At 49.2% G+C, this 12,471-nt stretch carries 6 protein-coding genes; 2 read left to right on the forward strand and 4 right to left on the reverse strand.

Annotated elements, in window-relative coordinates:
- Nucleotides 1–93 precede the first annotated feature (93 nt).
- The gene (locus F0P94_RS19085; protein ID WP_150906080.1) at nt 94–3,513 is read left to right on the forward strand and encodes an efflux RND transporter permease subunit; all 3,420 of its coding nucleotides are present in this window, start codon (nt 94–96) and stop codon (nt 3,511–3,513) included.
- Nucleotides 3,514–3,520: 7 nt separating this feature from the next.
- Entirely contained in the window at nt 3,521–3,787 is a 267-nt protein-coding gene (locus tag F0P94_RS19090) for an acyl carrier protein (RefSeq protein ID WP_150906083.1), read from the forward strand.
- 544 nt (nt 3,788–4,331) lie between these two features.
- Here F0P94_RS19090 and F0P94_RS19095 read toward each other — a convergent pair.
- From F0P94_RS19095 to F0P94_RS19110, 4 genes are all read right to left on the reverse strand, one after another.
- Nucleotides 4,332–8,297 carry a CUB domain-containing protein gene (locus F0P94_RS19095; RefSeq protein WP_150906085.1) on the reverse strand — a complete coding sequence of 1,322 codons (3,966 nt, stop codon included), beginning with the start codon at nt 8,295–8,297 and terminating at the stop codon, nt 4,332–4,334.
- 281 nt (nt 8,298–8,578) lie between these two features.
- Nucleotides 8,579–11,512, reverse strand: a complete 2,934-nt coding sequence (locus F0P94_RS19100; protein WP_150906087.1) for a M4 family metallopeptidase — start codon at nt 11,510–11,512, stop codon at nt 8,579–8,581.
- 185 nt (nt 11,513–11,697) lie between these two features.
- Nucleotides 11,698–11,898 (reverse strand): helix-turn-helix transcriptional regulator, encoded by a 201-nt coding sequence (locus F0P94_RS19105; RefSeq protein ID WP_150906089.1) that lies wholly within the window; start codon nt 11,896–11,898, stop codon nt 11,698–11,700.
- A 5-nt stretch (nt 11,899–11,903) separates the two neighbouring features.
- Nucleotides 11,904–12,461 (reverse strand): hypothetical protein, encoded by a 558-nt coding sequence (locus F0P94_RS19110; protein ID WP_150906091.1) that lies wholly within the window; start codon nt 12,459–12,461, stop codon nt 11,904–11,906.
- Between the last annotated feature and the right edge of the window lie 10 nt (nt 12,462–12,471).

The following is a 12,471-nucleotide window of genomic DNA, read 5'->3' on the forward strand; positions in this document are numbered from 1 at the left end:
TGCATAGGAAGCCTTCACCTTGAAAACCATCAGCATTCATTATCCCGCTTACATTTCTAATTTCTAATTTTTAATTTCTAATTATTTAGAATCATGCAAGAAAAAGATAAAGGAAAAGAGTTCTGGCTTACCAGCTGGGCCATCGATAATAAGACCTCCGTGTACATCATGACGGTTATTATTTCCCTGGCCGGTATTTTTGCCTACAACAAGCTCCAGAAAGAGAACTTCCCCGACATTGTAATTCCTACCATCATGGTGGCTTCGGTTTACCCCGGCACGTCACCTTCGGATATGGAAAACCTGGTAACGCGGCCTATCGAGAAAGAGATCAAATCGCAGAGCGGGGTAAAGAAAGTGACCTCGTCTTCGAACCAGGATTTCTCTTTGATCACGGTGGAATTCAATACCGATGTGGAGGTGGCCGATGCGAAGCAGAAAGTAAAAGACGCGGTAGACAAAGCCAAACCCGACCTGCCAACTGATATGCCCAACGCGCCGGATGTACGCGAGATCAACTTCGCCGAATTCCCGATCATGTCGGTGAACCTTTCGGGAAATTACAGCGCCGAACGTTTGAAAAAATACGCCGAAGACCTGCAGGATAAAATTGAAGCCCTGCCGGAAATTACCCGCGTTGACATTATCGGTGCCCTGGATCAGGAAGTGCAGGTAAACGTGGACATGTACAAAATGCAGGCCGCCAAAATTGCCTTCCGCGACGTGATCCAGGCCATTTCCATGGAAAACATGACCATTTCGGGCGGTACCATTCCGGTAGGCGAAATGAAACGGGCCGTGCGCGTGGTGGGCCAGTACACCGATCCGAACGAGATCGGCAACATTGTAATAAAATCGGCTACCGGCGGCAACATTCCTTTGCGCGAAATTGCCGAAGTGGTAGATGGGTTTAAAGAACGCGAAAGCTTTGCCCGCCTCGATAACAAACCGGTAATTACCCTGAGCGTGGTAAAACGTTCCGGCGAAAACCTGATCGAAGCATCGGACAAGATCAACGGGATCGTAAAGGAAATGGAAGGAACCCAGTTCCCGAAAGACCTGAAAGTGACCATTACCGGCGACCAGAGTAACGAAACCCGCCATACGCTGAACGACCTGATCGGTACCATTATCATCGGTTTCGTACTGGTAACGCTTATTCTAATGTTCTTCATGGGCACGACCAACGCACTTTTTGTGGCGCTTTCGGTACCGTTATCCATGTTCCTGGCTTTCTTAATTATGCCAACCATGGGCTTCAGCATGAACATGATCGTGCTGTTCGCCTTCCTTCTGGCCCTGGGTATTGTGGTGGACGATGCCATTGTGGTAATCGAGAACACGCACCGCATTCACCACCAGATGCACCTGCCCATTATAAAATCGGCGAAACTCGCGGCCGGCGAGGTATTTGTGCCGGTACTGGCGGGTACACTTACCACCGTAGCGCCGTTTGTGCCGCTGCTTTTCTGGCCGGGCATTATCGGGAAGTTCATGTATTATTTGCCGATCACGCTTATTTTAACCCTGATGTCGTCGCTGATCGTGGCCTTTTTAATGAACCCGGTTTTTGCGGTAAGCTTTATGGGGAAAGAAGGCGAAGAAAATTCCCCGAAAGCGCACAAAACGTTCGTTTATGCCATGATCGCGTTAGCGGTGTTTGCCGGGATCTGCTACCTGGCCGGCTGGATTGGATTAGCCAACTTTATGGTGTTCGTAATGCTGTTCATTGCCCTGAATAAATACGTGTTCACGAAGTGGATAAACGGCTTCCAGACGAAAGTGCTTCCGGCTTTTATGAACGGTTACGAGCGCGTATTGCGCTGGATGCTGGTAGGTTACCGTCCAATTTTTGTAATGGTGGGCATGGTAGTTTTATTATTCCTTTCCATAGCGGTTACCATTGTGCGTTCGCCGAAGGTAGATTTCTTCCCGAAAGGCGACCCGAGCTTTATTTACACTTATATTGTGCTGCCGGTTGGCACCGACCAGACTACGACCGATTCCATTACAAAAATTGTGGAGCACCGCGTTACCAAAGTAGTTGGCGCCGATAACCCGGACGTGGAATCCATTATTTCGAACGTGGCTATTGCTGCCGGCGATCCGAATTCGCCTTCGTTCCAGGCCGAATCGCAAAAAGGCAAAGTGAGCGTGGCGTTTAAGGAATATCAGTACCGCACCGGCCCGAAAACCAGCGTGTACCTGAACCAGATCCGCGATGCGGTAAAAGGCATTCCGGGCGCTGAAATTGTGGTGGAACAGGAACAGAACGGTCCGCCGGTAGGTAAACCGATCTCCATCGAAGTTTCCGGCGAAGATTACCAGGGCCTGATCAAATTATCGAAAAAAGTGGAGCGCTACGTCGATTCGTTACAGATTGCCGGGATTGAAGATTTGCGTTCAAATTTAGAAGACAGCAACCCCGAACTGACCGTTTCCATCGACCGCGTACGCGCGAACCGCGAAGGCTTGAGCACCGCGCAGATCGGTTCGGAGATCCGGACGGCCATTTACGGTACCGAAGCCAGCAAATTCAAGCGCGACGAAGACGAATACCCGATCCAGGTACGCTACGCGGAAAAATACCGCAAAAACATCGACGCTCTGATGGATATGCGTATTACGTTCCGCGACATGAATACCGGCCAGTTGCGCCAGGTACCGATTTCTTCGGTAGCGAAGATCGAGTACAACACGACGTATGGCGGCATTCAGCGGAAAAACCTGAAGCGCGTGATAACCATCGGCTCGAACGTACTGGAAGGCCACAACGCCAACGAAGTGGTAGCCAACATCACCAAAAGCCTGAAGAATTTCGATACGCCGGAAGGCTTCGAAATTAAAATGGGCGGCGAACAGGAAGACCAGAAAGAAACCGGCGATTTCCTGGGGGTAGCCCTGTTAACTTCCCTGGGTTTGATCTTCTTAATTCTGGTTACCCAGTTCAACTCGGTTTCCAAACCACTTATTATTCTTTCAGAAATTCTGTTCAGTATTATCGGGGTGCTTTTAGGTTTCTCTATTTTCGGGATGAACATTTCGGTGGTAATGACGGGCGTAGGGATTATTGCTTTGGCGGGTATTGTAGTGAAAAACGGTATCCTGCTGGTTGAATTTACCGATGTGCTCCGCAGCCGGGGCATGGAATTGAAGGAAGCCATCGTAATGGGCGGTAAAACCCGTCTGAACCCGGTAATTCTTACGGCTACGGCAGCAATCTTAGGTCTTATTCCGCTGGCTATCGGCCTGAACATCAACTTCTTTACCCTGTTCTCAGAATTAGACCCGCACATGTTCGTGGGTGGTAACAGCGCCGTATTCTGGGGCCCACTTGCCTGGACCATTATTTTTGGCCTTGCTTTTGCCACCTTCCTTACGTTGTTAGTGGTGCCGGTTATGTATTTGCTGAATGAAAAGTTAAAAAATAAAATTTTCGGCAATAATAAGCCGGTAAACAGCGTTCAGAAACTACACGGCGCGCCGGTAAAAGAGCAAGAAGTAATAGTGTAGATGAGCCATGTTTGCCCATAAGAAGTCCAAGGTAATCACCCACGAAGTGATCAAAATTATCAGCAAAACCAAATCCATGCAGCCTTCGCGGCTACGGGTGCATTCCAACTTTAACCATGACCTCGGCTTCGATAACCTGGACGTAGTGGATATTATACTGGAAGTAGAACGAAATTTCCGAATAACCATTCCGGACGAAGTGCAGGTGTCTACTGTGGGCGACCTTGTAAAATACGTTTCTACGCATACGCAACGCCGTTTTACCTGGATCTGATTTTTCCCTATTATAGTTAGAAGTGCTAAAAATCCCTTTGGAAAGTTCCGGAGGGCTTTTTCATTTTTTTAGTAGTGCTTACTGTTATCAATATTCCTCCTCCCCGGTTGCCTCCCCTCCCCGGACTGTCCCCCGACAGGCCGGACTATCGCCGCACTATTCAGGTAACTCACCCACCAGACATTTTACCTTTATTAACCACTTTATGGAAGCTTCTGCACAATACTCATTGCTGCATTGCTTCCGGCCTGTCGGGGGACAGGCCGGGGTAGAAGATTAAAATTGCCTTTTATATAGTAAAAAGATGATATGTATATACCTGGGTCCCTTGACAGGACAGCGGAAGGGTTCCTACCTGTCAGGGGAACAGGACGGGGAATGAAGCGCAGGCCGGACAATTTCTCTAAGAGCAAATCAGGGCTAATGCAGAGCAGTTTACAGATTGTTTCATGCAGGGTTTATAATCCGCTGATAAAAAAACAGCTCCCTTTCAGGAGCTGTTTTTCATTTAAGCGAAGCGTTGGGCTAATTGCCTATCGCCAACTTATTCTACAATTAACTTGCGGATATACACCTGTTCGCCGGCATTTACCCGGATCAGGTATACGCCTTTGGCAACCGAAGAAAGATCCAGCGATAACTCCGTTTCCTTGCCATTGGTTTGTAACTGCCGGCTCAGGACTTCCTGGCCGAGGGTATTGAGTACCTGCAGGCTGATTTTTGAAGCAGCGGCATTGATCTTCAAATTCACCAATCCGGAAGTCGGGTTAGGGAACAAGGTCAGGTTTGCTGCAGCATTTGCCATTTCACCCATGCCGGAAACAGTGAACTGGAAGTCAGCTGAAACCGCCGATGGGCAGCCCGTGGCATCCGTAACTTTCACGGTATAGGTACCGGAACCGGTAGCTTTAATGGTGCGGGTAGTTGCCGGTAGTAAGAAAGTGTTCCTTCTCCATTCGTAGCTGGCGCCGGCAACAGAAGACCGGAGCGAATCGGTTGGTACCGGAATTACGGTTGGCGTTGCCGGAGCAGGTTTAACCGTCATGTTAAGCGAGGAAGTGCTGGTGCAACCATTCACCGTAACCGTATAGGTTAACGGGAAAATACCGGTACCGGAAACCGATGGATCGAATAAACCCTGTGGGTTAACCCCTACTCCGGCCCAGGTTCCGCCACCCGGCGTGAAACCGGTTAACTGCAGGGCTGCATCGTTGGCACAAAGCGATTGATCGGTACCGGCAGAAGCGGCAGGAGCAGCAGAAACGGTAATGGTTTTGGTTGCGGTTCCGGTACAGCCATTCTGGGTAACCGTGTAAGTAAGCGTTACCGTGCCTACCAGACCGGCCGACGGCGTAAAGATACCGCCAGCGCTAACACCGGAGCCAGACCAGGTACCGCCCGCCGGGCTGTAACCGGTTAACGTTACCGGAGCAGCATTGGCACAAACTGTCTGGTTGCTGCCTGCTACTACCGTTGGAATAGGGTTAATCGTAGCGATTGCAGCTGTTCTTGGGCCTTCGCAACCATATTCGTTTACCACCGCCACATAGTAAGTAGTAGTAGCCGTAAGCGCCGGCGTGGTAAAAGAAGCAGTAGTAGCGCCGGCAATGGCCGTTGCCCCCGAAGCCGTAGAATACCACTGGTACGCTCCGCCTGCAGGTGCGCCGCTGGCTGTTAAGGTGATTGCCGAATTCGGACAACCAGCTGCCCCGGTGGCAACCGCAGTTACTTTAGGCGCAACTGTTACAGAACCAGAGGCCGTTCCGGTGCAGGTACCGGAACTCACCTCTGTTAGCACGTAGGTAGTGGCAGAAGCTGGCGTTACGGTCAATACAAAAGGCGAAGAAGTAATATTGTTTGCAGTCTGTGGCGCGCCGTTAACCGTATAATTCACGGTCCAGGGTTGCTGGCCGGTAAGCGCAATGCTGATGGTTTGGCTGGCAGCACTGGTGCAGGAAGTTGAGATACTGGCAGTAGGCGTTACACACGGGTTGGTAACGGTAAAATTGCTGTTGCTTGTGGCAGTGCCTGCCGGAGTGGTAACCACAATTGGCCCGGTTACGGCGCCTATCGGGATGGTTAATACAATGGTAGTGCCGTTTACAACCGTAAACGTTACCGGAATACCGCCTACCGTTACCGAAGTGGCGCCGGTGAAATTAGTACCCGTTAAGGTAACGCTGGTTCCGGCCGAACCGCTATTTGGGGTAAAAGAAATAATAGTAGGTAAGGCTGGTGCTACGCAGGAAATAGTTGCTGCCCAGCCTGGTGCACTCACCGAAGCATTACTTGTAAAACGGAACGTTAGTACTCCGGAAGCATTCGTGGCAGTTATGGCCGCCGGAATGGTAGTACCGGTATAGGTACCGATCAAAGGTGAACTAATGTTCGGACCATCGTAAGCGTAGAGGAAGTCTCCCCCATTCTCCAGGTTAAAAGCACTGAAAGTAACCCGGGCTTTCTGTCCTGTAGTTAAAGGAGTAATAGTCTGGGTAAAATTCAGGTTATACCCATAGTTGAAACTGCTGCTGGAACCTGCCGGATCGTACCAGCTGGCATTACAGGTAGTTATTGGAGCGTTGGTCATAGAAAACATACCGGCCGGAACCGAAGTAACGCAGGCAATATTAGCCGACCAACCCGGCGCTGTGCCAGAGGCGCTGCTGTAAAATTCGAAGGTAAGCTGGCCCGTTGAATTGGTTGCCGTAATGGTGCCTGGGCTTACAGTGCCAGTATAAAAATTAATAAATGGAGAGGATGTATTTGGGCCATCATAAACAGCCAGGAAGTCGACACCATTTTCAAGTTCGAAGGAAGTAAAATTAAACTGCAGCTTAGAACCCGGAGTTGATGGGGTGAACGTTTGGGTTATAGCCTGATTGTTCAAATAATTTCCGGTACTACCCGGATCGAGGAACGTGCCGCTGCAGGTAGTAACCGGCGTAGCGCTCATTACCGTGGCTGTGGTTCCGGTTACGCAGCTAATATTGGCAACCCAGCCTTGTGCGCCGGTAGAGGCATCGCTGGTAAAGCGGAAGGTTAACACGCCGGAAGCATTCGTGGCAGTTACGGCAGCAGGCATAGTGGTGCCGGTGTAGGTACCGATCAAAGGAGAGCTGGTATTCGGGCCGTCGTAAACATAAAGGAAATCGAAGCCACTTTCGAGGTTAAAAGAACTGAAGGTAACGCGCACTTTCTGACCTGCTGTTGCCGGCGTAATCGTTTGGGTTAGGTCTAAGTTGTCGCCATAATTGAAACTAGTGCTGGAACCCGCCGGATCGTACCAGGTAGCATTACAGGTACTTATTGGAGCATTGGTCATACAAAACATTCCGGCCGGAGCAGAAGTTACACAAGCCACGTTTGCCGACCAGCCCGGAGCAGTACCTGAACCGTCGGTTATGAGTACAAGCGTGAGTTGCCCGGTAGCATTGGTGGCAGTAACCGTACCCGGACTAACCGTTCCGGTATAAAAGTTAATTAAAGGTGAACTGGTATTAGGCCCGTCATAAATGGCCAGATAATCATACCCGGTTTCAAGATCGAAAGAAGTGAAATTCAGCTGCAGTTTGGAACCCGAAGTAGAAGGGGATAGCGTTTGGGTCAAGTTTAAATTATCGGAATAGTTGCCAATTCCCCCCGGATCGAGATAGGTGCCGCTGCAGGTGGTAACCGGGCTAGCACTCATTACCGTGGCCGTGGTTCCGGTTACACAACCGATATTGGCAACCCAACCTGGTGCACCAACGGAAGCATTACTGGTAAAACGGAAGGTTAAAACGCCGGAAGCGTTGGCTGCGGTAATGGCTGCCGGAATACTAGTGCCTGTATAAGTACCAATTAACGGTGAACTGGTGCTTGGTCCATCGTACGCGTAAAGGAAGTCCCCACCGTTCTCCAGGCTAAACGAACTAAAGGAAACACGCACCTTCTGCCCCGCCGTTGCCGGTGTAATGGTCTGTACAACGTCAGCATTGTTTCCATAGATCAGGTCTGCACTGGAGCCGGCCTGATCGTACCAGGTAGCATTACAGGTATTAAGCCCCGCAGTTGTCATAGAGAAAGTGCCGGCAGGCGGAGTAGCCACGCAGGAGAAGGTTGCCGACCAGCCTGGCGCCGACACCAGTTCATCGCTTAGAAACAAGAAAGTAAGCTGCCCGGTAGCGTTGGTAGCCGTAATGGTTCCGGGACTTACCGTGCCGGTAAATATATTTATCAGCGGTGAAGTTGTGGTTGGGCCGTCATAAATAGCTAACAGATCGTAGCCGGTTTCCAGGGTAAAGGAAGTAAAGGTTACCCTCAACTTGGAACCAGTAGTAGACGGGGTAAAGGTTTGCAGATATTGCTGATCCAGGGGATAATCTCCGGTACCTCCCGGATCGAGGAAAGTGCCGCTACAGGTTGTAACTGGGCTTGAGCCCATGATGAACGTTTGCGCATGGGCTGGCACGATGGCAATTAAAGCCAGAAAACTGACCATAGCCATGAATGATAAGTAAAGTTTTTTCATGAATTATATAGTTATTAAAAGTAAAGGCAATATTAAGTAATGGTCCCCTGCCGGCAAGAAACAAATCCGATAAAACTATATAATTCCCAAGTATAATTTTATTAAATCATGGTGAATATAGCTTTTTTTCTATTAAACAGATTGCTCTTTCGTTTTTTTCATTTTTAACAATCAATGTTATTTAAACACTCAATATTCGGGGATTTCATCCTGAAAACCCGGGTACAAAAAAGCCTGCCCCGTTTCAGGAAGCAGGCTTTACTTTTTGAGCAGAAATGCTACTATTTCTGCAGGATCAATTTTTTAGTTACTAGGGCTTCGCCATCGGAGATTTGTAAGAAATACACCCCCGCAGCCATATTACGCACATCCAGTTCGGTGGCCAGCTGGCTGGCGGCGGTTACCTGTTTCTGCATAACCTTCTGGCCCAATGTATTTACAAGCATCACGGTAAGCGACTTTTTGCCGGTAAAACCGTACTGAATGGTTATCTTATCGGTAGCCGGGTTTGGATAAACGGTAAGCTGGTTTAATTCTGCCAGGTTTTCGGCCGTTCCGGTTACATTGCCAACATGTATATACGAGGCCCGGGTAAGCGTATCGGTTCCAAGCGCATTGCGGACAATAAGCCGCACACTATAAATACCGTTGCCTGGGTAAGCAATATTAGCAGGGTTCTGGTCGGTACTGGTGCTAGGGTTCCCTCCGGGGAAACTCCATTCCCAGCTGGTAGGCTGGAAATTACTGATATCGGTAAAATTAACCTTGTTGGTTGGCAATATATAGTTCCTGCTTGCCCGGAAATCCGCTTCCGGCGCTGCCGTCTGGGCAACAAACTCTACGCTATAATCCTCGAACTGCCCGGTCTGTAAAGGGCCGCATGGGGATGGCGAGGAATTAGCAACCTGGTCGGTAGCTATGCGCATTCGTAAAGGGGTATTCAGAACGGCCGTTGGCGAGGTACGCACGGGCATAATGGCTTCTACTACGAAAGGGGTAAAAACAGCGACAACCTCGTTTACCGGATCGAACGCTCCGTCGTTGTTGTAATCAATCCAGGCCCTTGCCCGCTGCGGCGTGGTTCCGGTACCAAGAGTCAGATCATACACGTTGCCGGCAATAAGCTGGGTCTTTTTATTGCAGGCAAAATCTTTGTATCCTTCCAGGGCATCGGCGCTTGTTTTAGTAAAAGTATTGAAAACAACCTTGGTGATACCCGCTCCGGATTGCGGATTAGCAGTAGCCGTCGGCTGACAGGCTGCAAGCGCCGATACGCCGTTCACCACCGTTATGTAACCGGTCCGCTCCAGCGTGTCTGAAGTAGCGCCGCAAACCGGTGCATTTGCCACGGCAATAAGTTTAACCGGGTAGATTCCGGGGGAATTATAAACGTGGGTAGGGTTTGCCTGCGTACTGGTCTGGCCGTCGCCAAAGTCCCAGATGTACGTATTGGCGTTAAAGCTTAAATTGGAGAACGTAACGGAAGCGGGTACTGAACAGTAATAATCGTTTTCTGCGGTAAAGGCTGCTTTCAGATTGTACGGTGTGCCCACTCCCACCGCATACCAGGCTTCCGAAACGGCCTTCGCCTCAGGAGAACATACGCCATAAAGCAGCTCTGCTTTAACCAGGCTCATGGTAGCAGCATCGGCATAATTAGAGGTAGGCGTTAAGATCATTAACGTGCTGTAGGCAATTTTTTCGGCCTTAGCCATTCCAATACCGGGAACATTATAACTATCGCCTTTATCGTTTATTCCCTGCCCCCCGTTCACCAGCAAGTAAAACCAGAAGTTTTGCACCCCGCTATTGGAGTGTACGCCGCCATTATCGGGCCCGTTCAGCGGTTTCCAGTGTTTCCCCATATAAGTATCCGGATCGGAGAACTGGTTCGGGTTCTGCATATTGCGCAAAGCCCCGCTGCCTACTACTATGTCTTCACCGATCAGGTAATTGGCATTGGAGCCCCGGCTATTAAAATCGATGGCGACGCCAAAGATATCGCTGAAAGATTCGTTCAGTGCGCCGGATTCATTGAAGTACATCAGATCCGCTGAATACTCGGTAACGCCGTGGGTAAATTCGTGCCCTACCACATCCAGGGAAGTGAGCGGATTCATGAAAGCGCCATCGCCATCGCCGTAGGTCATGCGGGTACCATCCCAGAAAGCATTGTTAAAGCCTTGGGCAAAGTGCACGTAAGAAAGCATTACCCGGCCGGCATTGTCGAAGCTGTTCCGGTTGTGGAGCGTTTTGTAGTACTTAAAGGTCATTTCAGCGCCCCAGTGCACATCCCCGGCTACATCGTCGTTCAGAGTGTTCCGGTTGGCCCAGATATTATCGGCGTCGGTAAATTCGGTTGCAGCCGCATACCCCATTTGGCGATTCATGTTTAAGGTCCGGATCCGGACGCCCAGGCTATCCTGGTCCAGGCGGTAAAGCCCGTTGCTTTTTTTGGTAAAAATGGTTTGCGTGCCGCTGTAGCGGGTTGTAACCGTGCCTACGTGGTGCGCATCGTGCAGGCGGTTTTCCTTGAAAAGCAGTTTGCCGGTGGCTGCGCTCAGGTAAACGATTGAACGCTCCAGGGGCTCGGTGGCATAAATATCCAGCTTATAGGCCGGCACAAAGTCGTCGGTTTCGAAATTGCCGCTAACGGGAGCATACACCAGTTCTGCCTTCGGGTAGTAAGTAGCAGCAGAATTATTAGTGATATTCTTCAGCAGTTGCTCTTCGGCCGGGTTTTGCCACATGTACGTTTTAGCGCCGATAATCCGAAGGGCTTCGCGGTAAGCATCCTGCGCCGATAAGGTTGTGCGCAACGGCGTGGCCGGCATTTGCTTATACTCGCCGTTGCAGGAAACAACTTCCCCGTTCTTAACATGGGCAATAAAAACCATTCCGGTAACCGGTACATTGTGGTGGTATTGCTGGTAACGTACAAGCCGGAAACCGGCCTGGTCTTCAAACGTACTGAATTCCCGCCACTCCGAGTCCGTAGTTTTCAGGTTGGTGCGCAACCATTCCGGGAAAGCGGCAGGCTGCAGGTAAGCGCCGGGTTTAAAGCGAAGGAACTGCAGCGCCTGGGTTTGCGGATCCAGTACTACTTTTTCGGCGTTTTTATAGAAGGAAGCCGCATTCCCGTTCACATCCGATTGGCTGAAAGCGCCAAAACAGGAAAAAAGCAGGCCGGCCAGAAGGGTAGATCTCTTTATCATAAAGCATTCATTTTTTTGGGTTTAAATATAGTTATTTAATGTTTACCTAACAACACTCAGACTAACAAGCCATTGACCGGAAGCTGCCGCAATTTTTACTTTTCAGGCCGTTTTACCTACCATTTTGCAGGGACAACCTTTTCCGGATATACCCCTATATTAGGGGTTAGAATTCTCGCTCAGGATCAATCGCCTTCTTCCAGTTCGAAGATTTGTTCGACGGGCATTTCAAAAACCCGGGCAAGTTTAAGCGCCAGCAAGGTGGAGGGTACAAATTTTCCGGTTTCTATGGCGTGAATGGTCTGCCGCGACACGCCCAGTTTTTCCGCTAATTCCGACTGCCCGATATTCTTAATTGCCCGCTGCACTTTTACCGTATTCTTCATCGGGTTTATTTAAGAACATTCAGAATTAATATGCCGGTAAGCAGTAGGGTTATAAAGATGATATAAAAAAGAAAAAATTTAGGATTCTTCTTGAGATTATCTTCTGCGCTTAAATCATTATATACCCAATCAGTATTTAGATGCAAACCAATATTGAAAATTACCTGGTAAGTAAGTAAAGGAGCCACTATCACCATTAGAACAAGCGCCAGCGTGGAGCCTTTAGCCATTAAGGACATTCCCAGATCATCTATCATTAAGGGAGAAAAAGATGAGAATAAACCAATAAAACACATCAGGACCATTCCGCGCAAGGCAGTATAACGAACGAGCTGTACGCGTTCGTCATCGATTTTCTCTTTACTGAAACTAAGCATAAATAACCCTATAGAGAAAAGCCACAATAGAGAAACCAATTGTTTTTCCGGTGAAAAGACTTTTAATAAAAAAGTGGGTCCAGCAAGAGTATAAATTAACAATAATAAAAGAGATACAATTGAAATAGCTAAGCCGACAAATTTACCCCAATAGCCTTGCAAAGGAAATAATGTGAAGTAGTTCATTGTTTTGTAA

The sequence above is a fragment of the Adhaeribacter soli genome, from assembly GCF_008727925.1.
Taxonomy (GTDB): Bacteria; Bacteroidota; Bacteroidia; order Cytophagales; family Hymenobacteraceae; genus Adhaeribacter_A; species Adhaeribacter_A soli.

What these genes read in the sequence shown, in the direction of transcription:
- F0P94_RS19085 (WP_150906080.1), top strand. Translation starts at nt 94, where the DNA reads ATGCAAGAAAAAGATAAAGGAAAAGAGTTCTGGCTTACCAGCTGGGCC.
- F0P94_RS19090 (WP_150906083.1), top strand. Translation starts at nt 3,521, where the DNA reads ATGTTTGCCCATAAGAAGTCCAAGGTAATCACCCACGAAGTGATCAAA.
- F0P94_RS19095 (WP_150906085.1), bottom strand. Translation starts at nt 8,297, where the DNA reads ATGAAAAAACTTTACTTATCATTCATGGCTATGGTCAGTTTTCTGGCT.
- F0P94_RS19100 (WP_150906087.1), bottom strand. Translation starts at nt 11,512, where the DNA reads ATGATAAAGAGATCTACCCTTCTGGCCGGCCTGCTTTTTTCCTGTTTT.
- F0P94_RS19105 (WP_150906089.1), bottom strand. Translation starts at nt 11,898, where the DNA reads ATGAAGAATACGGTAAAAGTGCAGCGGGCAATTAAGAATATCGGGCAG.
- F0P94_RS19110 (WP_150906091.1), bottom strand. Translation starts at nt 12,461, where the DNA reads ATGAACTACTTCACATTATTTCCTTTGCAAGGCTATTGGGGTAAATTT.